Source organism: Hyphomonas johnsonii MHS-2 (genome assembly GCF_000685275.1).
Classification (GTDB): domain Bacteria; phylum Pseudomonadota; class Alphaproteobacteria; order Caulobacterales; family Hyphomonadaceae; genus Hyphomonas; species Hyphomonas johnsonii.
The window spans coordinates 216786-238892 of record NZ_ARYK01000005.1; the positions used below are offsets into that span (position 1 = coordinate 216786).

Here is a 22107-nt window from a genome sequence, read left to right on the forward strand (position 1 = left end):
GTCCCGATTTGGCTTTCTGTATATGCAATATGCTCTAGTCCGACCGCGATGACGCAGGGAGCGGCACATGAATTCGATTGATGACCTGATTTCGGGCTACCGCCGTTTCCGGGCGGGCGTTTATGCCGAGCAGGCAAGCCTTTATCGCCAGCTCGGCCACGGCCAGTCACCCAATATCATGCTTATTGCCTGTGCCGACAGCCGGGCCGAACCATCAGACATATTCGATGCGGCGCCGGGGCAGCTGTTCGTCATGCGCAACGTCGCCAATCTTGTTCCGCCCTACCAGCCGAACGGCGGCCTTCACGGTGTCAGCTCCGGGCTGGAATACGCGGTGAACATTCTGGAGGTCGAGCATATCGTCGTTATGGGGCATGGCGGATGCGGCGGCATCGTGGCCTCGCTCGCCAGCGAGGGTAACCCTGCCATAGGTGAGTTCGTGACGCCGTGGGTCAGCCTGCTGGACGAGGCGCGCGACAAGGTCGTGGCGAGCGGATCGGTCAATCCTCATTTCGCGCTCGAGCTTGAGGGCATTGAAGTATCGCTCAAGAATCTCATGACGTTCCCGTTCGTCGCCCGGCGGGTCGAACAGGGCACGCTCAACCTGCATGGGGCCTGGTTTGCCATCATGCATGGAGAGCTGCACTGGCGGAATGCGACGACCGGCCGGTTCGAGGTGATTTCGACTACCTAGCCGTCGTCAGGAACGCGGCGAACAGCGCGGACGCCAGCATGGCAGCCGCTGCGAACCGGTTGAACCAGCGGGCGAAATCCGGATTCTGGAAGCGCCGGTTCATCGTGTCGGCAGCCCACGCGTAAACCGTCAGTCCCAGCATTTCGGTCATCGTGACGGTTCCCATGATGATGGCGGCCTGGGGAATGACGGGGCGGGCGGCGTCGAAATAGCTCGGCAGCAGAAGGCCGAAGAATACGAGCGCATTGGGATTGAGCAGCTGCAGGCCAACACCGCGCCCGAACAGGGCCGTGCGCAACGGGGCGAGGGCGGCGCTGGCCCGGGGCTGGGCCGGGTCGGTGCTGGCCATGGACCAGGCGAGCCATGCGATGAACAGCAGGCCGGCGATCTTGAGGCCGGTCAGGACAACCGGCAGGCTGGCCGCAAAGGTGGCGATCCCCGAAGCCGCGAGCGTCATCCAGACCAGGTTGGCTGCCGAAATTCCGACGGCGGGTATCAGCGCGATCCGGGCATTATACCGCAGGGACGTGCTCATCACGAGCATGACGGCAGGGCCAGGCGTCAGCCCGCCGGCAAAGAACAGGGCCAGCAGGGCAAGCCAGACTGATAAATCCATGGCTCGCCAGTGCGCCCCTCAGCCTTGATCGTCAGACTCTTTGCCGCGTTTGACGGCGAGTGAAATCAGCTCGCGCGCCTTTTCGATGCCATACCAGCCTTCGATCCGCGTCCACTTGCCCTTTTCGAGATCCTTGTAGTGCTCGAAGAAGTGCGCAGTCTTGTCGATCAGCGTCTGCGGCAGGTCGTGATACGTCGCGATCTTGTCGTAATAGCTGGTCAGGGCACCGTGTGGAACGGCGAGGATCTTTTCGTCCGGTCCCTTGTCGTCGGTCATCATCAGGACACCGACGGGGCGCGCGCGCACGACACTGCCGGGCACCAGCGGACGGTTGCCAACGACCATGACGTCGATCGGGTCTCCATCCAGGCTGAGGGTGTGCGGCACGAAACCGTAATTACAGGGATAGCGCATCTCGGTGTAGAGGTAGCGATCAACGAACATGGCGCCTGATGCCTTGTCGATCTCGTATTTGATCGGGTCGCCGCCCAGCGGCACCTCGATCAATACGTTGAGATCGTCAGGGGGGTTCTGGCCGGTTGTTATCTTCGAGAGGTCCATGGATCGGGCTCGCTTTTGAAAGCTGGGAGGATTGGATTTGCTGGCGAGGCGATGGCCTGTCGCGGCCTTCAGGTCAAGTCCGTGTCGGTGACGCGCGCCTCTACTTGCCCTGCCTTTCTGTTGCGTCGAATATCTTCATCCCGGTTGGCGCGGGAGACAATTCGCGGATTGCTCGGATGAATTCACCGCTGGCCGGAACGGCGAAGTGGGCGTGAAGGGCAGCCATGTCAGACCAATATTCCACGAACACCAGCCGCGCGGGGGTCTCGCAGTCCTGGTGCACATTGTGCGCGATGCATCCGGGCTCGGCGCGTGACCGGGCGACGTGTTCAAGGCTGAGGGCGAGGATATCCGCGTGCGAGTCGGGCGTGGTCACGACGCTGCCGATGACGATGATCATGCTGGGCAACTCCGGAAAACGATGCTGGCGGGCTATTTTCGCGTCAGCGCGTAATTGAAACTGATCGAAATCCGCGGGGTTTCGGACCGGTTTGCCATCACTTCATGGCGCAGCCAGCTCTCCCAGAGAAGGATCAGGCCATCTTCCGGTGTGACATAGACAAACCGGCGCGCGGTTTCAGGCGCATCGTCTTCCGGTTGCGGTGCAGCCATCATTGCGGTCAGGCGTGGATCCTCGAATTTCAGCTGGCCCGCGCCTTCGGGAATGCTGACATAGAGCGTGCCTGATATCACGCTGCCCGGGTGGACATGGCCGGAATGCGTGCCGCTTTCACCGAGGATGTTGACCCAGATGGCGTCGAGTTCCAGGGCGTGATCCCGCATGTCCCAGTGCAGGTCGCGGGCAAAGCCGGCAGCCGCTGCATCGAGACGGGTCTTCAGGTCGGCAAATTCCGGGAAGCGCTGCGGCAGGTCGTCGAGCGAGGCATAGGACGTGTAACCGTCATAGCCTTCCGCATCACACCAGTCATTGCCGGCCTCGTCTTCGTCCTCGAGGACCCAACACGCCTTTTCCAGCGCCTTGCGAAGCGCGTCATCATCGAGGCGGGCGTGTTTGACGAGAGTTGGGAAGAGGGTCTGGAGGGTCATGCGAAGGGGGTCCCAGGGGTGGCAAAGGGGTGTCGCCCCCCGGGGACAGGGGGTGGCAGGGCCGGTATCAGTCCGGCTTGACGAATTTCAGCGTCATCCGGTCGCTCTCGCCGATATCGGTGTAGCGCGTCGGATCGAAATCGTCCGGCGTGTTGCCGTCGCGGTCGGCTTTCGAGCTGACTGGCGGCAGCGTCCAGACGCCGAACGGGTGGTCAGCCGTGTCGGCGGGATTGGCGTTGATGTCGCTCGCGCCGACAAATTCGAAGCCGGCTGCGATCGCGCGAGCCTTGACGAAGTCTTCGTGCACATATCCGGTTGATCCGGTCGGGTCCTGGGTTGCAGTAGACGGCAGGCGGTGTTCGACAACGCCGAGCACGCCGCCGGGCTTCAGCGCGGCATAGGCATCAGTGAAGAATTTCTCCGTGAAGCTGCCGGCCATCCAGTTGTGGACGTTCCGGAAGGTCAGGATCGCATCAACGGTGCCCGGTTCGGTCAACGGGCCGCTGATGCCGGAAAAGACCGTGTATTCGATGGTGCCGAATTTCGGGTCGGCATAGTTCGCCTTGAATTCGGCGAGGCGCTCTTCGGTGCGCTGGCGGCGCGCTTCATCAGGCGCGGCTGCAGGGTCAAACCCCGCGGCGATCAGCTTGCCGCCGCCAGCCGCCAGGTAGGGTGCGAGGATATTGGTGTACCAGCCGCCGCCCGGCCAGATTTCGATGACCGTGTCGTCCGGTTCGATACCGAAGAAGGCGAGCGTTTCAGCAGGGTGGCGCCAGGCGTCCCGGGCCTTCTCCTCGTCCGAACGCGCATCATTGTTGATTGCAGCTTCCAGCGGCGTGAGTTCGGCAGCGGCTTCAGGTGCGGCTGCAGCAGGCGCGGCGGGGCTTTCGGCGGGCGTGCTTTTCGGTCCGCAGGCAGCCAGCAAGGCCATTGCGGCCCCGGCCATAAGGATATTCTTCATCGCGCCTTCTCCTCGTTCCACATCTTGAACACCCCTTTACGCTACCCACATAGCACTTGTCACGGTGCCGATACCGGGTCGTGGCCGGAAGCCGTACCAGTGCCGATACCGGGCTGGAAAATCGCGGTTTCCGAACCGAAACCGAGCCGCCCGGTTGCTATGGGCCGCTCACAGTTGCTTCAAATCAAGAGGACTGTTTCCATGAGCAATATCGATCTAACCCCTCTCTACCGCACGATGGTTGGCTTTGACCGCATGGCCACGATGATCGACACGGCGTCCCGTCTCGACGGGACCCAGGGATATCCCCCCTACAATATTGAACGCTCCGGCGAGAATGCGTTCGCGATCGAGATCGCAGTCGCGGGCTTTACCGAAGACGATCTCGACATCGAGACCAAGGAAGGCCAGCTGACAATTGCCGGCAAGAAAGGCGAAAACGAAGACGGCGACGGTCGTGAATACCTGCATCGCGGCATTGCCCAGCGCAGCTTCATCCGCCGCTTCCAGCTAGCCGATCACGTGATCGTGACCGGTGCCAATCTCGACCACGGCGTGCTGCGCGTCGACCTGGTGCGCGAGCTGCCGGAAGAGAAGAAGCCCCGGAAGATCGAGATCGGCGCAGACACGGAAGCGTCGAAGCCCAAACTGATCGGCAAGAAGGCTGCGGGCAACGCGGCCTGAGCCTTTGGCCTGACATGACAGAGCGGCGCGTCCCCATGGGGCGCGCCGTTTTTCGTCACGGACTGGTATCAGCCGAAAACGGGGCGCGTCACCATCAACCAGACGATCGCGAGCGCCGCGAAGAACGCCGGAAACCCGCAGGCAAACCATATCCGGTACAGGCGGAAATAGCGCTCGGGCAGCGGCTGGCCAGCCTGTACCGCGGCGCGGGCGAGGTTGCGCATCTGGTGTTGTATCCAGACCACCGGTAACCAGAACAGGCCGATCAAGACGTACAGCGCGAGCGAGGCAACCAGCCATCCTTCGGTCAGCGGCCAGCCTATGGCGCGCGCCAGAAGGACGCCTGTGACGGGCTGGGCGATCACGGCAGATGCCGTAAAGAGCCAGTCGGCCAGAACCACGATGGCGGCGGTGTGCGCGATCAGGCGCGCGTCGCGTGTCCTGTGCGCCATGACCATGAAGAAGGCGATGCCGGCCCCCGTGCCAAGAATGACGGCTGCACCGAGAATGTGTGCCCAGCGCAGGAGGGGGATCCAGTCCATCAGCGCGACTCGGCCAGTGCGCCGACAATGACGGCGAGCGCAATTCCAGGGATCACTTTCACCATCGGGCCAAGCGGGTCGGCCCAGAGCCATGGCACGAAGATGGCGGCACCGACCAGGTAGGCGAGGCTGAGCAGGATGGCCGCGAGGCAGGCGAGGCGCACAAGAGGGCGGACGAGGAGGCCCAGCCCGATGAGGATATCAAGTACGCCGCCGGAAAGAACAGCCAGTTTGACGAAAGGCGCCGGTACGGCACCCGCGATCAGGCCAAGCGCTGCGTCCTGGCGCAGGAGGCCGATCGTGCCGGACGCGATCCAGAACAGCGACAAAGTGATCAGCAGGAACGGAAACCAGAACATGGCGCGGGCGTGAATGCGTTCCTGAAGCGTCGACGGAAGGTCACGCAGGCTCTCGTCCAGTGTCCGCATCGTCTGGCCGCTTAGTGCCGGCCATGCCGCGGCATCGCCGAGCACATCGGTGGCGAGCACCCGCAGGGATGTGGTGCGCAGGGATGAGCGCCAGCCGAGATAGCTGGCGGCGTCCGCGAACAGGGCCACCACCCGGCCAAGGCCCAGCGGGACAGATACCGTGACAAGAGGCGGCCGGAAGCCGAGCCATTTCCGGACAGAGAGAGTCAGCGCGGTCAGCGTATGCGGTGCCTCCTCGACCAGCGCCGCATCAACGCCGGAAAGGGAGTGTTCAAGGGCGTGGAGAACGGCATTGGCGACGTCCCCGACATGGACAGTCTGGATCCTTGCCTGCCCCAGTGTGACGACCTGGATTGCGGGCATCGCTGCGAGGCGGCGGATCAGGCTGGTGCCGCCATAGGCATGGGGCGACAGGACGAGCCCCGGCCGCAGGATGGTCCAGTCGAGCCCGCTTGCTTTCAGCGCCTCATCCGCTTCGGCCTTTGTCCGGAAGAATTCGGTATCTGACGTGACGGTCGCGCCGGGCGCTGAAATCTGGACGAAGGCCCTTGCCCCGGATACCTCGCACGCCGCGATCAGGGCCTTGATCGCATCACGCTGCACCAGGGCCACCTGGTCGCGCAGGCCATTCTGCAAAAGGCCGGCCGCGTTGACGATCGCATCAACGCCTTCCAGCAGCGGCATCCACTTGTCGGCAGAGGTGAGGGTCGAGATGTCGGCTGTGACCCAGTCGGCATCAGGTGCGACAATCAGGCCTTTCGAGGCGGACCGGCCAAGACCGGTCACCTGGTGTCCATGCGCCAGCAGGGTTTGTGTAATAGCGGTACCGATCAGCCCGTATGCGCCGAGAACCAGTACTCTCAATCCTGCCCCCTGTTCGTCGGCGTGTCAGCCGATGTATTTATTGGCGCTCGCGCTCTCGAGGAACTCCTGGAGCGGCGTGTTGTCCTTCATCTCGCTGACGGCTTTCCGCACGGCCTCGAACGACCGAGCCGCATAGCGCTGGGTCGCCTGTTCGAACAGGCCGTCGGCCAGGGTTGCCGAGAAGCGTTTGCGGTTGCGCGAGGCGCTCGCCGCATTGGCACTCGCCCAGGGCAGGTAGGTCACCGCAAGTTCGCCATCGAAGAGCGGCACAAGGGTGGATTCCAGCGCAGCGAGGTCTTCGAACGGGCCACCGGCTTTCGGGTCTTCCATGTGTTCGCACCAGGCGGTGACGAAAGGCGCCCGGTCGTTCAGCCACACGCTGGGTGTCGGGTCGAGCAGCATCTGCTGGAACTGCGCGGCAATCGAGAAATCGGCTACCGAAGGGCGGCCGCCGAAGATGAACAGGTGGTCTTGCAGGTGCGTGTTCAGGCGCAAGGCAAACCGCCGGTAGGAGGATTCCAGCGTTTCGGAATTCTCGGCACCGGCGCCAACCAGCGGCAACCGCGCGGCCATGCGCTCGGCGATCTGCTTTTGCGGCGCCTTGCGGGCCCGTGGCGGCTTGCCGTCATAGAGTTGTGTGAGGACGCGCAGGGCGGCCGCCTCGCGATCCGGTGACTGGCCCCAACGCTGCTGGAACATGCACTTGTTCAGCCATTCGTCGCCATAGTCCTCGAGCACCAGGGCCAGCGCCGCGCAGGCGGCGTCGTCCGGCACGGTCGATGGTTCCGGATGGTCGGCCTCGAGCGCCGACAGGATGGCGGTCGAGTCCTGGCTGACGGGCCGCTGCGGCGACACGAGCAGTGGAACGGTCGCCAGTGTCTGGGCATTGGCCTGGAAGTCAGGCTCGTTGTTGCGCGAGCGCGGGATCCATTCAAACCCGACGCCCTTGTACCGCAGGAACGAGCGGACCTTGAGAGAATAGGGAGAGGTGTCTGCCCCGAACAGGCGATAATCAGTCATCAGGATACTCATGTTGGCTTGGCCCTTGTCTAGGGACTTAGCCTGCAACTGCCAAGCAGCGTTTGCCGCAGGGGCCGAGAATCGCTATGCGCAGCGGGGACAGCGGCCGGGGCGGGCCGAAAGACAGAAGGACGCAGACAATGCGCGCAATGCATGTGATGGCCGGTGCGGCCGAGGGCGGAGCCGAGAACATCATGCTGGAGTCCGTGCTGGCGCTGGCCGAGGCCGGCGTGGAGCAGCACGTCGTGACGCGGCCGGACAATGCCTTCCGTGTGCAGAAATTTCGTGAAGCCGGAATTGGCGTCGATGTCGCACCATTCAACAACAGCTGGCCCTTCCCGACGCGGCGCACGCTGGCAGAGGCGATCAAGCAGTTCCAGCCGGATGTCATCGAATACTGGATGGGCCGCGCCGGACAGTTCGCTCCGAAGCAGTACCGTGCCCGCTCGATTGCCTGGTATGGCGGCTATTACAAACTGTCGCGCTTTGCCAATTGCGAGTGGCATGTCGGCCTGACCATCGACCTGCTGCGCCACATCAGGGAGCAGGGCGTCAGCGAGGATCGCTCGGTTATCGTGCACACCTATGCAGACTTCACCGGCGAGGCACCTGCCAGCCGTGCGGCCCTGTCGACGCCGGACGATGCGCCCGTTGCGCTTGCACTGGCCCGCTTGCATGAAAAAAAGGGCCTCGACACGCTGCTTGACGCGACAGCGAAGATTGACGGGCTGTATGTGTGGATTGCGGGCGAGGGGCCGATCGAGGCAGAGCTGAAAGCACATTGCGCCCGGCTTGGTCTCGACGACCGGGTGCGCTTCCTGGGCTGGCGCAACGACCGCGGCGCGTTGCTTGCTGCGTGCGATGTCGTGGCCTTCCCGTCGCGCTACGAACCATTCGGGACGGTCACGGTCGATGCCTGGGCCGCCTCGCGCCCGCTGGTTGCGGCCGACGCGGTCGGGCCGGCGGCCTATGTCAAGGACGGTGTCAACGGCCTGCTCGTGCCCAAGAATGATGTCGATGCGCTGGCCGATGCGTTGCGCAAGGTGACCACTGACAAGGCGCTGGCGGCAAAACTGGTCGCAGGCGGGCGTGCCTCCTACGAGGCGCAATTCACCAAGACGGTGTTCCAGCGCGATTCACTGGCGCTCTACGAGAAAGTCGCGGCCCATGCCGGGCCGTTTGGTGCCTGACGGCCGGACTCAGCCGATCGACCGGAAAAACCTGTCATAAAGGCCCGCTGCCGTGTGTCGGCCAAGGCCGATGTCCACGCGGATACCGGCCAGCCGCAGGGCGGTGACCCCGCCATCGGCGAGCGGGTGCGGATCACGGATGGCGCAGACAACCCGGGCGAGGCCGGCTTCTTTCAGCCGGGCCGAGCAGGAGGGCGACCCGTTGGAGCGCTCCCGGCAGGGTTCGAGGGTGACATAGGCAGTGCCGCCGCGCGCGGCTTCGCCGGCTTCATCCAGCGCAATCTCTTCGGCATGGGGGCGCCCGCCAAGGGCTGTCACCCCTTCACCGACCGGGTGGCCGTCGCGGTCCAGGATGACGCAGCCGACGGACGGGTTCTCGCCGGTCAGGCCCTGGTTCAGCCGGGCGAGCGCAAAGGCGCGTCCCATCATCCGCCGATCGCGGCGGCGGGTGATCCGGTATGTCATGGCAGGTCCGGAAGCGAAGCGCTGCGCGCTGAATCCAAATACCGAACTTTGGTCGGCTTCAGGTTGGCGTCGAGGTCGATCAGGAGCGGGTTGCCGGTCGGAATCTCGATCCCGGTAATGGACTCATCCGGCACATTGAAGAGATGCTTGACCAGCGCGCGCAGTGAATTGCCGTGGGCGGCGATCACGGTATCGGTGCCGGCGGCCAGGACTGGCGTGATATCGCTGGTCCAGTACGGCAATACGCGCTCCAGCGTGTTCTTCAGGCTCTCTGTCGCCGGCACGTCGATACCGCGATAGCGTGGATCCTGCGCCGGATCGAACGGATTGCCGGCTTCGATCGGCGGTGGGGGAATGTCGTAGGACCGACGCCAGATATGTACCTGTTCGGCACCATGCTTCACGGCGGTCTCCGCCTTGTCGAGCCCGGTCAGGCCGCCATAATGCCGTTCGTTCAGGCGCCAGCTCTTTTCGACGGGCAGCCAGACACGGTTCATTTCCGTCAGCGCCATCCACAGCGTGCGAATGGCGCGGGTCTGCAGGCTGGTGAAAGCCATCCGGAAATCTGCATCGACATCCTTCAGCATCTGGCCGGAGTGGCGCGCTTCGGCTTCGCCCTTCTCGGTCAGGTCAGCGTCCCACCAGCCAGTGAAACGGTTTTCGAGGTTCCAGGCCGATTGGCCGTGGCGGACGAGGGCAAGTTTTGTCATCGGAGGGCTCTCTTCAATTCGGCGCCACGAAAGGCAACTGGCGGTCTTTTCGGGGTTTAAGCGGCAAGATTCAAGCGCGCATGATGCGCATCAGTTCGGAGAAGGCCAGCACGACATGGTATCCGGTCGACGCGGGCATGTCGCGCACCAGCACTTCGCCCTTGGCGCTGTAATGGTCGATCCAGCCGCCATCGGGGGTCAGGAACTCGTCCATGAGGACATCGAAGCTTTGGCACGCGGCGTCTGCGAAGCGGTCGTCACGCGTGGATTCGAACATCGCCAGATGGGCCTTGAGCGCCTCGGTCTGGGGCCAGGTGCGGCGCGAGCCGTCCTCGGCCGTGGCACCGCGCGTGACCTCCTGACAGGCCCGGCCATCCTGGTCGAGCGAGGAAATGCCGAATGTATACAGCCGCGTTGCCGCATCAGGCACAGGCAGGCCGGCGGCGGCGGCGTACGTATGCAGCAGCCAGACCCATTCGAACTGATGGCCGGGTTCGACGATTTCGGCATCGCGCCCGGTGGGCTCCTGCCACCCTGTGGTGAAGCGCTCGCCCAGAAGGCCGCCGGGCCCGGCGGTGAAGCGTGTCTCGAACAGGCTGATGATCTCGCCCGCACGGGCGAGATAGGGTGTGTCCGGGTCTGCGCGGTGGAGTGCCAGGCAGGCTTCCAGCAGGTGCATGTGCGGGTTCTGCAGGCGCATGGGTGGCGGTGGCAGGGTCTCGGCGTACCCGCCATTCGTCCGGTCGCGCATCTGGCGGTCGACAGAATCCAGCAGTGCATTGGCACTCGCCCGGACTGCGCCGGTTCCGCCGAGTGCCGCGCCGGCCTCGGCGAGGGCGAGCAGCGTGAACGCGATATCGTAGAGGTCTGCGGTGTCGTCCGCCCAGCCGGTTCCGTCGGCCCGCAGTGTCCGGCCAACCAGGCCGTCGGGCCGGCGGGCCAGGCCGGTGAGGACACCAAGGCCAAGTTCTATCCGGTCGCGCGCCATGTCCGGTCGCCAGCCGAGCCGCAGCGCCTCGGTGAATACGTAGGTCTGACGGGCCTGAACGCGGACGCGCGTGGTGTCGGTGTCGGCGGGCGTATGGTCAAGGTTGAGGGTCTCGCGAAACAGGCCACCGGGGCCGACGCCGCGTTCGGCCCATAGCGGGAAACAGGCGTCCATCAGCCAATGGCGCGCTTCCTTCGCTCTTCGCAGGAGAGCTGGCTTCGACATGACGACGGGTCCCTAAAAAGCACTGCAGGCGTCGCATTCGCCTCGCCAAACCGTTCGCGCTCCTGCTATCAGCAGATGCATTGAATGGCTAGCGCTTCGCGCGTCGGCCCCGGCTGGAAGGATGTTCAATTGCGAGACCGCTTTTTCTTTGCGTCCGCATTGGTGCTGGCTGCGCTGATGGTGTTCCTGGCGATCCGGCCCGGCATCGGCGCCCTGCCGACCGGGCCTGTCGCTGGAGACGGCACGCACTACGACAAGATCGTGGTGCAGGGAAACTACCTCCACAAGGTCTTCGCTGGCGGCAATGCGAAGACTGAACTTGTCGAAGGTGATGGCGGCAAGAAGCTGCTCTTCGTCGAGGCGGCCGCGGGGGTCTTGCGTGACCAGCCGGAACTCGGGCCGCACTTCCGTCTCGCTGGCGACCTCGAGACCCAGTTTTCCAGCATGACAATCCGGGTCACGGTCCGGATGCGCCCGGCCGATGACCGCGGCGCAATGCAGGCAGCGGTCAATTACTCCGCTGGCAGGGTGGGTGAATCCGGCTGGCAGATATTCGACCTTCAGCCGGTGTTTACGGATTTCAGCTTCGACTATGACGTGCCGATCGCGATTGGCGAACAGGGTGTCGACTATCTCGGCATTCGTCCGGTCGTGCCGGAGAAAAGCCGCGCCCTGCTGGTCGAGCGGGTGACGTTCGAGCGGCTCGGGCGCTGGGTCGAGTCCTCGCAGCCCTAGAGTGCCGGCTGGACCTTCGCCACATCCAGACGCGCCTCCAGCGCGCGGCCGAGCGTCAGCATCGGGCCTTCCCGGAACAGCGGCGACCACAGTGAAATGGCGACCGGCGTGCGGGCGGTCGGCGCCTCGGGATTGGCATCGGCATCGAACAGTGTCCGCGGGCGCGTCTCGTCGAAACCGCAGCGCATGACGAGGCAGGGGTGACCGGTGAAATTTGTCGGCGTCAGCATGCCGCTGGTAAAGCTCGGCCCGATCACGACATCGACTCCCTCGAACGCCGTGTGCATCGCCTGCATCCATTTGCGGCGCAGGCGGTCAACCTGGATCAGGTCGATCGCGCTGATGAAGCGGGCGGCGCGGAACGTATTCGGCCAGGCCACATCGTCCTGCCATTTGAGTTCGTCATCACGATTGGACAGGGTCAGGTCCTCAAACGCCGCAGCGGCCTCGGCAAAGAGTTGCAGCGAAAGTGGCCCGGACTCGAGGTCGGGCCGCCGGAAGTCGACGAGCTGTGCGCCTAGCCCGCGGGCCGCTTCGATGGCGGCGCGCTCGGTTGCGGTTGCCACGTCCATCCAGGCCGGATCGACACCGAGCCGGATGTCGGCGAGCGGCAGGGCGTGGTCATAGGCGAAGCCGGCGTCGATCGAGCCCGCATCGGCCGGGTCGTAGCCATTGATGGCTTCCAGGACGAGGGCGCAATCCTCGACGCTGCGCCCCATCGGGCCGGTCTTGTCGAGTGACCAGCAGAGCGCCATACCGCCGGCGCGGCTGACCCGCCCGAACGTGGGACGGATCGCGGTCGTGCCGCAGCGCATTGCGGGAGAGACCAGTGATCCGAGCGTTTCGGTGCCGATGGCAAAGGCGCACAGGCCGGCCGCCGTTGCGCTGGCCGACCCGGCGCTCGACCCGGAGGAGCCTTCACGCGGATCGAACGGATTGCGGGTCACGCCGCCGAACCAGATGTCGCCATAGGCGAGCGCGCCGCACGTGGTCTTTCCGAGCAGGACAGCACCTGCCGCTTTCAGCCGGCGGACAATCGCGCTGTCGCCATTCGGCTGCTGGTCCTTGTACGGGCTGGCGCCCCAGGTGGTCGGCGCGCCTTCGGCATCGAACAGGTCTTTCACCGCATACGGGATGCCGTGCAGCGGACCACGAACCGTGCCGGCCGCGATCTCGGCGTCTATGGCGTCGGCTTCTGCGCGGGCGCGTTCGGCCATGACGGTGACGAAACATTCCAGCTTTGGCGCATAGGATTCGATGCGCCGGAGGTAGATGTCCGTGATGGCCCGGCTGGTGATGGTGCCGGCGCGCAGCCAGGTGCCCAGTTGACGGATGGAGGCAAAGGCGACGTCGATTTCGCCCGGTTTGGCACCGAGCTGGAACGGCGACACCCGGACACGTGTTTCGGCCGGGATTTGATAATCGACACCGGGCAGGCGTGGGTCAAAGACGGTGGCTGGCGCCAGGCTGTTGGGCTTGTCGACGCTGCGCAGCTGGGCAAGCATTTCGAGGCGCCTGTCGAGTTCGGCCGCCATCTGGGCGCGTTCGGAATCCGTGTAGGTGACGCCGAACAAGTCCTCGCTGGCGGCAATCTTGTCCGGCGATGGTCCACCCGGAATGTTCACTGCCTCATCAGGCTTCGAACAGGCGGCAACAGCGATGCCAGCGAGCCCGGCGCCTGCGCCGATCAGGAGGTCGCGCCGGGATCCCCCGGCCTTGCGGTTCGTGTCGCTCATTTGCATCCCCTGATAATTGCCTTGGTATTCATCCGGGACTATGTCGGTCAGCCATGCCAGTCGGCGAGTCAATTCTGGCGGAGGCCGACAAACCTGACAATCCCGGAGAGACTGGGCCCGCCGCCTTTGCCCCGCTTTGCCTGCTTGTGCTTACGGCCTGCGCCCAATCGTCCAACACGGAGGCCCTCGTGCCCGAAATGCCTGTACCCACTGCTGAAGTGACTGAAACGGACCCGAACCTGTGGCTGGAAGAGGTGGAGGGCGAAAAAGCGCTCGCCTGGGTGCGCCGCCAGAACAGCCGCAGCCTTGCCGTGCTGCAGGCCGATCCGCGCTATGCCGGTTTCGAGGCGGCCGCCCTCGACGCCCTGAACTCGAAGGAGCGCATTCCCTACGGCACGGTGCGCGACGGCATGGTCTACAATTTCTGGCAGGATGACGTGAACGTCCGCGGCCTGTGGCGCCGCGCCAGTCTCGAGAGCTACGCGACTGACGCGCCCGACTGGGAAACCGTGGTGGATTTCGACAGGCTGGCCGCCGACGAAGGCAAGAACTGGGTCTACAAGGGCGCCGACTGCCTGCGCACGCTGGATGCGCCGGCACGCCATTGCATCGTGTCGCTGTCGGATGGCGGCAAGGACGCCGTGATCACGCGCGAATTCGACCTGGGAACGAAAGCCTTCGTCGAAGAGGGGTTCGAGACGCCGGAAGCCAAGCAGGGCGCGGCCTGGGTTGATGCCGATACGCTGCTGATCGCCTCCGACTGGGGCGCCGGTACGGTGACGCAATCGGGCTATCCCTTCATCATCAAGCGGTGGACCCGCGGCACGCCGCTGGACGCGGCCACCGAAGTGCTGCGCGGCAAGGAGACCGATGTCGGCGTCTGGCCGATGACGATCGAGCTCGAAGACGGGCGCGTGCTGCAGGGCGGCGTGACGTCCGAGACCTTCTTTACACGGTCCTACTGGTGGCTCCCGGATGGCGAGACCGCGCCCGTGCGCTGGCCGATTCCGTCGAAATCCTCGCCGAACGGCATCTACAAGGGCCATTTCCTGCTCTCGCTGGAAGAGGACTGGGCGCCGGAAGGCCAGAACGCGGCGTTCAAGTCGGGCGACCTCGTCGCGTTTGACGTCGAGACCTTCCTGGAGACGCGCACTTTGCCGCCGGTCAGCCTTGTGTTCCGCCCGACAGCGACGCAGGCCGTCAACGGCGTGGCCATCGCCAGGGGCGCTGCGCTCCTCTCGATCAGCGATAATGTTGTCGGCAAGGTGCTGCGCCTCGAGCCCGGCGCAGACGGCTGGACGACTGCGGCGATCACCCTTCCCGGCACCGGCCAGGCCGGCATCGCCTTTTCCGATGAGCACGAAACCACCGTGTTCCTGAACTACGAGGATTTCCTCACGCCGGATTCGCTCCTCAATTACGATATCGCGACGGGCGAGGTCTCGACCCTCAAGAGCCTGCCGGCCAAGTTCGACACGACCGGCCTCACCGTCGAGCAGTTCTTCGCGACGTCGAAGGACGGCACGAAAGTCCCGTACTTCCTCGTGCATCGCAGCGACATCCCGTTCGACGGTACGACACCGACCCTGCTGTACGGCTATGGCGGGTTCCAGGTATCGATGAACCCGTCCTACAGCCCGGTGCTCGGGCGGCTCTGGCTGGAACAGGGCGGCGCCTATGCGCTGGCCAATATCCGGGGCGGCGGTGAATTTGGTCCGCAATGGCACCAGGCAGGCCTGAAGTTGCACCGCCAGCGCGTCTATGACGACTTTATCGCGGTCGGCGAAGACCTGGTCGCGCGCAAGGTGACGACGCCGGCGCATCTCGGCATCGAGGGCGGTTCGAATGGCGGCCTGTTGATGGGAGTCATGCTGAACCAGCGCCCGGACCTCTGGAACGCTGTCGTTGTCCAGGTGCCACTGCTCGACATGCTGCGTTACCATATGCTGCTCGCGGGGGCTTCGTGGGTTGACGAGTACGGCTCGCCGGACGTGCCCGAGGAGCGTGCCTTTCTCGAGACGATCTCGCCCTACCAGAACTTCGACGCGTCGACGCCCTATCCGGTCCCCTTCTTCGTGACATCGACCAAGGATGACCGGGTGCATCCCGGCCATGCCCGCAAGATGGCCAAACTGTTCGAGGACGCAGGCCTTCCCTTCCTCTATTACGAGAACGTGGATGGCGGGCATTCGGCGGCGGCGAACCAGACAGAACGCGCCAAGCGTTCCGCTTTGGAATTCACCTACTTGTCCGAGCGTCTTTTCCCTGCGCTGCGCGACTAGCGCATCTGAAAATGGAACTTAATTGAGAGCAGGTTCCCAACAGGAATGCGGATTTACTTGTCCCGGCACCTTTGTGTCCGTTGCGAACCGTGCGACGCTGGGGCATGCGGCTCGACGAACCAGGTTTGCACAATGATGTCGTGAGGCTCGACCTTCTGGAAGAGTCCGACAGGGCTCGGCTCGGCGGATCAGGCGCGATATCGGCCATGTGGGAATGGTTGCCGGTCATTCCCTCCGGAACGAATTTCCATGCCTATTTCGACTTGATGCTGGCGATGAAGGCGAAGGGCAGCATCATCCCTTTTTCGATTACGCGCCAGGCCGACGGCGCATTTGCGGGTGTGATCGCCTATCTCGATGTGTCGCGAACCCATCGCCGCGTCGGGATCGGCTACGTCTGGCACCCGCCCGAAATGCGGGGCACGGCCGTGCCTGTGGCGACGCAGATGGCAATGATCGGACGGGCGTTCGGCGCGCGCATGCGGCGTATCGAATTCCCGATCGCGGCTGCCAACGAGCGGGCCATCAGCTCGCTGGAGCGTCTCGGCGCGCGCAGGGAAGGTGTCCTGCGCCGTTACATGCGTCTCGCCGACGGCTCCTGGGCCGATCTCGCCATTCTGTCGCTTGTCGATTCCGAAATCCGCGTGGCAATCGACCTGCTCAAGGACCGTGTCGCCGAGATGCAGTTGGCTTGACCTCACGGCCCCCCCATGCTTTAGGCGCGCTAACATTCGCGCAAACATGAAAAGCGCGCTTTGACTGACACTTGAGGTCAGCGAGGCCCCCCGCCCGGCGAAGATTCGCTCAGCGGGGCTTCATGCATTGTGCGGTGCATTTGAGCGCCCATGTCTGGCTTACAGGCAAATGGCAAAGGAGTGGCCCATGTTCGACGCATTGAGCGAACGCCTCGGCGGAATATTTGACGGCCTGACCGGCCGCGGCGCGCTGTCCGAAAAGGACGTGAACGCCGCCCTGCGCGAAATCCGCGTGGCCCTGCTGGAAGCCGACGTTGCCCTGCCGGTGGTCAAGGATTTCATCGACAGTGTGCGCGCCCGCGCCGTTGGCGAGGAAGTCGTCCGTTCGGTGAAGCCCGGCCAGCAAGTGGTCAAGATCGTCTATGACGGCCTGGTCGAGATGCTGGGCGGCAGCGAACCGGACCGCGGCCTGCGCATCGACAGCCCGCCGGCGGTGATGATGATGGCCGGCCTGCAGGGCTCCGGTAAAACGACGACGACGGCCAAGATTGCCAAGCGTCTTGCCGAGAAGCAGCGCAAGAAAGTCCTCCTCGCCTCGCTCGACGTGCGTCGCCCCGCCGCCATGCAGCAGCTTGCGATCCTTGCCGACCAGTGCGGCGACAATGTCACGTCCCTGCCCATCATCGAGGGCCAGTTGCCAGCTGACATTGCCCGGCGCGCCGTACAGGCTGCAAAGCTTGGCGGCTATGACGTCCTGATCCTCGACACGGCGGGCCGCACGACCATCGACGAACAGATGATGGGCGAAGCCGCCGAGATCGCGGCGATCGCCAATCCGTCGGAAACCCTGCTGGTTGCTGACGCGCTGACCGGCCAGGATGCCGTGGAGACAGCCCGGCGTTTCCACGAGCGCCTGCCGCTGACCGGCCTGGTCCTGACCCGGATGGATGGCGATGGTCGCGGCGGTGCCGCCCTGTCCATGCGGGCCGTCACCGGCCTGCCGATCCGTTTCCTCGGTGTTGGCGAAAAGCTCGATGGCCTTGATTCCTTCGATGCCTCGCGCGTTGCCGGGCGCATCCTTGGCCAGGGCGACATTGTCAGCCTCGTCGAAAAAGCGTCCGAGCAGATGGACGCCGACAAGGCCGAGCGCATGGCGGCCAAGCTCAAGAAGGGCGAGTTCGACCTTGAGGACCTGGCCGACCAGTTCCGCCAGATGCAGCGCATGGGCGGCCTCGGCGGCATCATGGGCATGATGCCGGGCGCGCGCAAAGCCAAGGAAGCCATGGCGAACGCCAATCTCGACGACAATGTGCTGAAGCGCCAGGAAGCCATCATCCTGTCGATGACCCGCGCGGAACGGCGCAAGCCGGCCCTGCTCAACGCCTCGCGCCGCAAGCGGATCGCCGCCGGTTCAGGCACCAGCGTGCAGGAAGTCAACAAGGTGCTGAAGATGCACCAGCAGATGGCCGGCATGATGAAGAAGATGCGCACCAAGGGTGGCATGAAAGCCATGATGGGCGCAGCCGCGCAGGCCGGCATGTCTCCGGGCGACCTTGCGAAGATGGGTGGCCAGCAGATGCCAGGCGGCCTGCCTGGTCTTGGCGGCGGGTCGCTGCCGTCCGGCATGGGCGACCTTCTCGGCGGGAAGAAGAAGTAGATGCAGACCGCAGACAACACACTCGCCCGTTTCCAGCTGAACCAGCTGCGCGCCTCGATCGACAATCTCGATGCGATCCTCGTCCATACGCTGGCCGAGCGTTTCAAGGCGACCAAGGAAGTCGGCAAGCTGAAGGCGGCCCACAACATGCCGCCGGCCGACAAGACACGCGAAGCCGAACAGATCGAGCGCCTGCGCCAGCTGGCCAATGATGCCGGCCTCGACCCGGCCTTTGCCGAGAAATTCCTCTCCTTCATCGTGGCGGAAGTCATCCGCCACCATGAGCAGATCCGCAGCGAAGACGCTGAACTTTAATTCCAGAGACGACACTTTACAGGAGTAACCCCGATGTCCCTCAAGATCCGACTCGCCCGTGGCGGGTCCAAGAAACGCCCCTTCTATTCCATCGTCGTCGCCGATGCCCGTGCGCCGCGCGACGGCCGCTTCATCGAGAAGATCGGCGTCTATGACCCGCGCCTTGCCAAGGATTCCGGCGAGCGCGTGAAAATCGACGCCGCCAAGGCCGCCGAATGGATCAAGAAAGGCGCCCAGCCGACCGAGCGCGTTGCCCGCTTCCTGTCGCAGATCACGCTGGAAGGCGAATCCGCACCGGTCTACGCCTGGACCCACGGCACCAACCCGAAAAAGGGCGAGCCGGGCAAGAAAGCCCAGGAGCGCGTGAAAGAGCGCGCCGACAAGGCCGCTGCGCTCGCTGAAGCTGCCAAGCAGGCTGCTGAAGCGCCTGCAGAGGAAGCACCAGCCGAGGAAGTCGCGGCTGAGGCAGCACCGGCCGAAGAAGCCGCCAGCGAATAGCGCCGGCTTTCCCCTGATCCTGAAGAGGCCAGTGCAGATCGCACTGGCCTTTTTTGTTGGCGGCTGGGTCGGGGAGTTGCTGAACACGTGGCAACAGGGAACTCCGACCCGGTTCAGTTCGCTTCACCTAGACAGTGATCAAACTGAAAGGAGACCGCCATGATCCCGGTCAAAACATTACGCAATTGCGCCCTCGCCGCGGCAAGCCTTGCGGCCCTCGCCCTGCCCGCCCAGGCCGCGCCCGGCCATGCGCGCCATGGACCCGCCCATGGTGGCGGCGTGATCCTGTATGCCGATGCCGGGTTTTCCGGTGCGGGCCTGGAAATCGACGGGGCTGTGCCGGACCTGGCGCGCCTGCGCTTCAATGACAAGGTTTCCTCGATCGCCATGCGTTCGGGCGCCTGGGAAGTCTGCACGGACGCCAATTTTCGCGGCCGCTGCCGGATAATCGATACTAGCGTCTCGCGCCTGTCCGCCCTGCGGCTGAACGACAATATCTCGTCGCTGCGTCCGGCAGGCTATGGCGCCGGCGCACCGAGGGGCGACTGGGGCGGGTCAGGCCGCGGCAACCGGGCCGATGTGGTGCTCTTCGCCGATTCCGGCCTCAGGGGCCAGCCGATCGAGGTCAACCGGGACATTCCGGACCTGTCGGACTATCGCTTCAATGACCGGGCCAGCTCCATCCTGGTCAACAGCGGCACGTGGCTGGCCTGCGAGCATGCCAATTACCGGGGGCGCTGCGAAGTGGTTGGCCGCGGGTCCGGCGAGCTGCGGCCGATCGGCCTCAACGACAATATTTCGTCGATCCGCCGCTATGACAGCCGTTACGAGGCCCGCAACGATCGTGACCGCTATGGGCGACGCGACTAATTTGGGCGCGGCTGTTCTCACTTGCCCAGAGTGGCGTTAAACACGCCCGCATGAACAGCCGATCGAACAAACGCATCGTGGTGGGCGCCCTGAAGGGGGCCCACGGCGTGCAGGGTGAAGTGAGGGTGAAGAGCTTCACGACCGAACCGGGTGACCTGTTCACGTACGGACCGCTGACCGACGCCGACGGAAACGTGCTGGTGACGCCGGTCTCCGCCCGGTCGGGCAAGGACCATTTCATCGTGGCGGCACGCGAAAAGAAGCAGAAGGAAGAGTGGGACGCGCTGAAAGGCGCCCTTCTGCATGTCGAGCGCGCGATCCTGCCGGAAGCCGAGGATGACGAATTCTATATCGAGGACCTTGTCGGCCTTGCGGTCCATGCCGTTGACGAGGTGGCCGAGGGGCGGGTCAAGTCGGTGCAGAATTTCGGGGCTGACGACCTGCTCGAAATCCAGCTGATCACTGGCGGTGCCAGCGTGTTCGTGCCGTTCACGCTGACCGATGTGCCCGAAGTCGACATCAAGGCCGGCCGCATTTCCATCCCGAACCTGATGTCCTGGGTGGAAACCCCGGACAAGGAATAGCAGGAAATCGCGCCCACGTTGCGCGATGTTCAGGTGCCGGGGGCCATGTTACAAGGCGTAACATAGAGGAATTGGCCATGTTTGCCGCGCTCATGCGCTTCGGCGCCATCATTGCACTCCCGTTCGCGCTCGCCAGCGTGGCGACGGCGCAGCAGGATGTACCGCAGGAAGAGGCCGCGCTGATCCTGTTCAGTGGCAAGGACTTCCGCGGCGCCGCAACCAATGTGTTCGACCCGATCCTTTCCCTCCATGACCTCGACTTCAATGACCGTGCCCGCTCGGTGTCTGTGCTGTCAGGCGCGTGGGAGCTTTGCGAGAACGTTGATTTCACCGGCCGCTGCGTGTTCCTGCGCGAGGATTCGCCGGACCTCAGCTATTTCGGCCTTGAAGGCATCGTTTCGTCTGTCCGGCCGATCTACGAATATACCGATGCGGCCTCGGGCCTGATGTTCACACGCGACGAGAATGGCTACATCCACTACGCCGACGAAACCGATTACGGGTACAATGACTACGCCTATGATGATCGCTACGATGACGGGTACGGGGCAACAACGCGTGTGGAGATCTACCATTACGGCTATTCGCCGGCGTATCGCTCGTATGGCTATTATGATCCGCTGGCCGGGTATGGCCCCTACGGGTTCGGCTATTCGCGCGGTGGCTACAACAGCTACCGGCCTGCCTACTACAATCACAAGCGCCGGCCCGTGCGCGGCCACCATGGCGCCAAGAACGGTGCTGCGACACTGTATACCGATTCCAACGGGCGTGGCGCGTCGCTCGGGATCAATCACGGCATCAGCGATCTCAGCCGCTACCGGTTCAACGACAATGTCTCGTCGCTGGATATCAGGTCGGGCAAATGGGAAGTCTGTGAGCACGCCAACTACCAGGGCCGCTGCCAGGTCATTGATGCCTCGACCGGCAAGCTGAACGGCTACCGGCTGAACGACAATATTTCCTCGATCCGGCCGGTTCCCGGCACGTTGCCTGATACCGGGCGTGGCGACCGCAAGGGTGACCGCGACGGGCACAAAGGCCGCCGCGACGGTGACGCGCGTGGCGACAGGGGCCGCGGTGATCGCGACCAGGGTCGCAGGGGCGCTGTCGCGGCTGCGCCGACGACCCAGCAGCCCCGCGCAGGCAACCTTGCCGGCGGCCCCGGCACGATCCCGTCGCTGCCGGATACGACCCTGCCGAACCGCCCGACGCGCGGCCAGCGTGGTGTCGTCGCCCCGGACCCGGTCGCCACTACGCCGCAGGCCCGCCCTGACCGGGATCGCCGCGACTACAGCCGCAGCAATGCCACGCGCACCACACGGCCCGATTCGAGCACCAAGCGGTCCGACACGTCCCGCACACGGGTTGAGCGCCCGCGCGTTGTCAGGCCCGCAAGTTCAACGCCTGCCGCCCAGCCGCAGCGCCAGAAAGCGCAGCGCGCCCGGCCCCAGACGCCAGCCGTGCAGGCGCGCCAGCCGGTGAGAGCGCCCGTCCAGCGGGCCGCGCCGCAACGGGCACCCACGCGGGCTATCACACAGCGGGCGCCGGTCAAGGCCGCGCCTCCGCCACGCCAGGTCCGTTCCGCACCGTCGCCGCGCCCGGCACAAGCGGCGCCGACGCCGCGTCCTGCGCCGCAACGCCAGGTCCAGCGCCCCAATCCGCGATCGTCGGACGGCATGCGCGGGCGCCAGAATGGCCGCGTCGGGAAAAATCAGAAGTAGGATGATCCGGGTGCGG

Annotated in this window: 24 protein-coding genes; 12 read left to right on the plus strand and 12 right to left on the minus strand. The window is 64.5% G+C overall.

Annotated elements, in window-relative coordinates:
- The first annotated feature begins 67 nt into the window (after positions 1 to 67).
- A complete protein-coding gene (locus tag HJO_RS11720) occupies positions 68 to 694 on the plus strand; it encodes a carbonic anhydrase (protein ID WP_035617052.1) in 627 nt (208 codons plus the stop codon).
- Here HJO_RS11720 and HJO_RS11725 read toward each other — a convergent pair.
- From HJO_RS11725 to HJO_RS11745, 5 genes are all read right to left on the minus strand, one after another.
- The gene (locus HJO_RS11725; RefSeq protein WP_035617054.1) at positions 687 to 1310 is read right to left on the minus strand and encodes a LysE family translocator; all 624 of its coding nucleotides are present in this window, start codon (positions 1308 to 1310) and stop codon (positions 687 to 689) included. The genes HJO_RS11720 and HJO_RS11725 overlap by 8 nt on opposite strands.
- An 18-nt stretch (positions 1311 to 1328) precedes the next feature.
- A complete protein-coding gene (gene ppa, locus HJO_RS11730) occupies positions 1329 to 1871 on the minus strand; it encodes an inorganic diphosphatase (protein WP_035617055.1) in 543 nt (180 codons plus the stop codon).
- A 100-nt stretch (positions 1872 to 1971) separates the two neighbouring features.
- Complete coding sequence (locus tag HJO_RS11735) at positions 1972 to 2271, minus strand: putative quinol monooxygenase (RefSeq protein WP_035617056.1); 300 nt, start codon at positions 2269 to 2271, stop codon at positions 1972 to 1974.
- A 32-nt stretch (positions 2272 to 2303) separates the two neighbouring features.
- Positions 2304 to 2918 carry a TIGR02466 family protein gene (locus HJO_RS11740; protein ID WP_035617057.1) on the minus strand — a complete coding sequence of 205 codons (615 nt, stop codon included), beginning with the start codon at positions 2916 to 2918 and terminating at the stop codon, positions 2304 to 2306.
- A gap of 67 nt (positions 2919 to 2985) precedes the next feature.
- Positions 2986 to 3879: a class I SAM-dependent methyltransferase gene (locus HJO_RS11745; protein ID WP_035617059.1), complete on the minus strand. Its 894-nt coding sequence runs from the start codon at positions 3877 to 3879 to the stop codon at positions 2986 to 2988.
- A 201-nt stretch (positions 3880 to 4080) separates the two neighbouring features.
- On the opposite strand from HJO_RS11745, the gene HJO_RS11750 reads away from it, so the two are divergent.
- Complete coding sequence (locus HJO_RS11750; RefSeq protein ID WP_035617060.1) at positions 4081 to 4563, plus strand: Hsp20 family protein; 483 nt, start codon at positions 4081 to 4083, stop codon at positions 4561 to 4563.
- A gap of 68 nt (positions 4564 to 4631) precedes the next feature.
- Here the strand turns inward: HJO_RS11750 and HJO_RS11755 are convergent, their stop codons facing one another.
- The 3 genes from HJO_RS11755 to HJO_RS11765 are packed head-to-tail and all read right to left on the minus strand — an operon-like array spanning position 4632 to position 7417.
- Positions 4632 to 5105: a DUF2269 family protein gene (locus tag HJO_RS11755; RefSeq protein WP_035617061.1), complete on the minus strand. Its 474-nt coding sequence runs from the start codon at positions 5103 to 5105 to the stop codon at positions 4632 to 4634.
- Positions 5105 to 6397, minus strand: coding sequence for an SDR family oxidoreductase (locus HJO_RS11760; RefSeq protein ID WP_035617062.1), 1293 nt, complete (start codon positions 6395 to 6397; stop codon positions 5105 to 5107). Before HJO_RS11760 ends, HJO_RS11755 begins: the two co-directional genes overlap by 1 nt.
- A 24-nt stretch (positions 6398 to 6421) precedes the next feature.
- Positions 6422 to 7417 carry a glutathione S-transferase family protein gene (locus tag HJO_RS11765; protein ID WP_035617210.1) on the minus strand — a complete coding sequence of 332 codons (996 nt, stop codon included), beginning with the start codon at positions 7415 to 7417 and terminating at the stop codon, positions 6422 to 6424.
- 140 nt (positions 7418 to 7557) lie between these two features.
- Between HJO_RS11765 and HJO_RS11770 the strand changes: the two genes are divergently transcribed.
- Positions 7558 to 8607, plus strand: a complete 1050-nt coding sequence (locus HJO_RS11770; protein WP_035617211.1) for a glycosyltransferase — start codon at positions 7558 to 7560, stop codon at positions 8605 to 8607.
- A 9-nt stretch (positions 8608 to 8616) separates the two neighbouring features.
- Here HJO_RS11770 and HJO_RS11775 read toward each other — a convergent pair whose 3' ends face one another.
- The 3 genes from HJO_RS11775 to HJO_RS11785 form a co-directional block, all read right to left on the minus strand.
- A complete protein-coding gene (locus HJO_RS11775) occupies positions 8617 to 9072 on the minus strand; it encodes a bifunctional diaminohydroxyphosphoribosylaminopyrimidine deaminase/5-amino-6-(5-phosphoribosylamino)uracil reductase RibD (protein ID WP_035617063.1) in 456 nt (151 codons plus the stop codon).
- Positions 9069 to 9782, minus strand: a complete 714-nt coding sequence (gene gpmA, locus HJO_RS11780) for a 2,3-diphosphoglycerate-dependent phosphoglycerate mutase (RefSeq protein WP_035617064.1) — start codon at positions 9780 to 9782, stop codon at positions 9069 to 9071. Before gpmA ends, HJO_RS11775 begins: the two co-directional genes overlap by 4 nt.
- Before the next feature lie 70 nt (positions 9783 to 9852).
- Positions 9853 to 10995, minus strand: a complete 1143-nt coding sequence (locus tag HJO_RS11785) for an AGE family epimerase/isomerase (protein ID WP_035617065.1) — start codon at positions 10993 to 10995, stop codon at positions 9853 to 9855.
- 84 nt (positions 10996 to 11079) lie between these two features.
- Here HJO_RS11785 and HJO_RS11790 point away from each other — a divergent pair, with 84 nt between their 5' ends.
- A complete protein-coding gene (locus HJO_RS11790) occupies positions 11080 to 11730 on the plus strand; it encodes a hypothetical protein (protein WP_156945607.1) in 651 nt (216 codons plus the stop codon).
- Here the strand turns inward: HJO_RS11790 and HJO_RS11795 are convergent.
- On the minus strand, positions 11727 to 13466 hold the full coding sequence (locus HJO_RS11795) for an amidase (protein ID WP_035617067.1): 1740 nt from the start codon (positions 13464 to 13466) through the stop codon (positions 11727 to 11729). The two genes, HJO_RS11790 and HJO_RS11795, sit on opposite strands and share 4 nt — an antisense overlap.
- Positions 13467 to 13663: 197 nt before the next feature.
- Here HJO_RS11795 and HJO_RS11800 point away from each other — a divergent pair, with 197 nt between their 5' ends.
- The 8 genes from HJO_RS11800 (at position 13664) to HJO_RS11840 (ending at position 22091) form a co-directional block, all read left to right on the plus strand.
- Positions 13664 to 15748 carry a prolyl oligopeptidase family serine peptidase gene (locus tag HJO_RS11800; protein ID WP_156945608.1) on the plus strand — a complete coding sequence of 695 codons (2085 nt, stop codon included), beginning with the start codon at positions 13664 to 13666 and terminating at the stop codon, positions 15746 to 15748.
- Between the two features lie 104 nt (positions 15749 to 15852).
- A complete protein-coding gene (locus HJO_RS11805) occupies positions 15853 to 16443 on the plus strand; it encodes a GNAT family N-acetyltransferase (RefSeq protein ID WP_035617069.1) in 591 nt (196 codons plus the stop codon).
- Positions 16444 to 16630: 187 nt separating this feature from the next.
- Entirely contained in the window at positions 16631 to 18100 is a 1470-nt protein-coding gene (gene ffh, locus HJO_RS11810) for a signal recognition particle protein (RefSeq protein ID WP_035617213.1), read from the plus strand.
- Positions 18101 to 18415 (plus strand): chorismate mutase, encoded by a 315-nt coding sequence (locus HJO_RS11815; RefSeq protein ID WP_035617070.1) that lies wholly within the window; start codon positions 18101 to 18103, stop codon positions 18413 to 18415. It abuts the gene before it with no gap.
- Positions 18416 to 18448: 33 nt separating this feature from the next.
- On the plus strand, positions 18449 to 18913 hold the full coding sequence (rpsP, locus tag HJO_RS18955) for a 30S ribosomal protein S16 (protein ID WP_035617071.1): 465 nt from the start codon (positions 18449 to 18451) through the stop codon (positions 18911 to 18913).
- Positions 18914 to 19072: 159 nt separating this feature from the next.
- The gene (locus HJO_RS17795) at positions 19073 to 19783 is read left to right on the plus strand and encodes a beta/gamma crystallin-related protein (RefSeq protein WP_051618539.1); all 711 of its coding nucleotides are present in this window, start codon (positions 19073 to 19075) and stop codon (positions 19781 to 19783) included.
- A 50-nt stretch (positions 19784 to 19833) separates the two neighbouring features.
- On the plus strand, positions 19834 to 20367 hold the full coding sequence (gene rimM / locus HJO_RS11835; protein WP_035617072.1) for a ribosome maturation factor RimM: 534 nt from the start codon (positions 19834 to 19836) through the stop codon (positions 20365 to 20367).
- Between the two features lie 77 nt (positions 20368 to 20444).
- Positions 20445 to 22091 carry a beta/gamma crystallin-related protein gene (locus tag HJO_RS11840; protein ID WP_035617073.1) on the plus strand — a complete coding sequence of 549 codons (1647 nt, stop codon included), beginning with the start codon at positions 20445 to 20447 and terminating at the stop codon, positions 22089 to 22091.
- The last annotated feature ends 16 nt before the right edge of the window (positions 22092 to 22107 follow it).

Bases quoted from the DNA above. Each gene is read 5' to 3' on its own strand.
- gpmA (WP_035617064.1), bottom strand. From the start codon at position 9,782: ATGACAAAACTTGCCCTCGTCCGCCACGGCCAATCGGCCTGGAACCTC.
- rpsP (WP_035617071.1), top strand. From the start codon at position 18,449: ATGTCCCTCAAGATCCGACTCGCCCGTGGCGGGTCCAAGAAACGCCCC.
- HJO_RS11785 (WP_035617065.1), bottom strand. From the start codon at position 10,995: ATGTCGAAGCCAGCTCTCCTGCGAAGAGCGAAGGAAGCGCGCCATTGG.
- HJO_RS11795 (WP_035617067.1), bottom strand. From the start codon at position 13,466: ATGAGCGACACGAACCGCAAGGCCGGGGGATCCCGGCGCGACCTCCTG.
- HJO_RS11805 (WP_035617069.1), top strand. From the start codon at position 15,853: ATGCGGCTCGACGAACCAGGTTTGCACAATGATGTCGTGAGGCTCGAC.
- HJO_RS11740 (WP_035617057.1), bottom strand. From the start codon at position 2,918: ATGACCCTCCAGACCCTCTTCCCAACTCTCGTCAAACACGCCCGCCTC.
- HJO_RS11840 (WP_035617073.1), top strand. From the start codon at position 20,445: ATGTTTGCCGCGCTCATGCGCTTCGGCGCCATCATTGCACTCCCGTTC.
- HJO_RS11765 (WP_035617210.1), bottom strand. From the start codon at position 7,417: ATGACTGATTATCGCCTGTTCGGGGCAGACACCTCTCCCTATTCTCTC.
- HJO_RS11720 (WP_035617052.1), top strand. From the start codon at position 68: ATGAATTCGATTGATGACCTGATTTCGGGCTACCGCCGTTTCCGGGCG.
- HJO_RS11790 (WP_156945607.1), top strand. From the start codon at position 11,080: ATGGCTAGCGCTTCGCGCGTCGGCCCCGGCTGGAAGGATGTTCAATTG.
- HJO_RS11770 (WP_035617211.1), top strand. From the start codon at position 7,558: ATGCGCGCAATGCATGTGATGGCCGGTGCGGCCGAGGGCGGAGCCGAG.
- rimM (WP_035617072.1), top strand. From the start codon at position 19,834: ATGAACAGCCGATCGAACAAACGCATCGTGGTGGGCGCCCTGAAGGGG.
- HJO_RS11815 (WP_035617070.1), top strand. From the start codon at position 18,101: ATGCAGACCGCAGACAACACACTCGCCCGTTTCCAGCTGAACCAGCTG.
- HJO_RS17795 (WP_051618539.1), top strand. From the start codon at position 19,073: ATGATCCCGGTCAAAACATTACGCAATTGCGCCCTCGCCGCGGCAAGC.
- HJO_RS11750 (WP_035617060.1), top strand. From the start codon at position 4,081: ATGAGCAATATCGATCTAACCCCTCTCTACCGCACGATGGTTGGCTTT.
- HJO_RS11745 (WP_035617059.1), bottom strand. From the start codon at position 3,879: ATGAAGAATATCCTTATGGCCGGGGCCGCAATGGCCTTGCTGGCTGCC.
- HJO_RS11735 (WP_035617056.1), bottom strand. From the start codon at position 2,271: ATGATCATCGTCATCGGCAGCGTCGTGACCACGCCCGACTCGCACGCG.
- ffh (WP_035617213.1), top strand. From the start codon at position 16,631: ATGTTCGACGCATTGAGCGAACGCCTCGGCGGAATATTTGACGGCCTG.
- ppa (WP_035617055.1), bottom strand. From the start codon at position 1,871: ATGGACCTCTCGAAGATAACAACCGGCCAGAACCCCCCTGACGATCTC.
- HJO_RS11725 (WP_035617054.1), bottom strand. From the start codon at position 1,310: ATGGATTTATCAGTCTGGCTTGCCCTGCTGGCCCTGTTCTTTGCCGGC.
- HJO_RS11800 (WP_156945608.1), top strand. From the start codon at position 13,664: ATGCCTGTACCCACTGCTGAAGTGACTGAAACGGACCCGAACCTGTGG.
- HJO_RS11775 (WP_035617063.1), bottom strand. From the start codon at position 9,072: ATGACATACCGGATCACCCGCCGCCGCGATCGGCGGATGATGGGACGC.
- HJO_RS11755 (WP_035617061.1), bottom strand. From the start codon at position 5,105: ATGGACTGGATCCCCCTCCTGCGCTGGGCACACATTCTCGGTGCAGCC.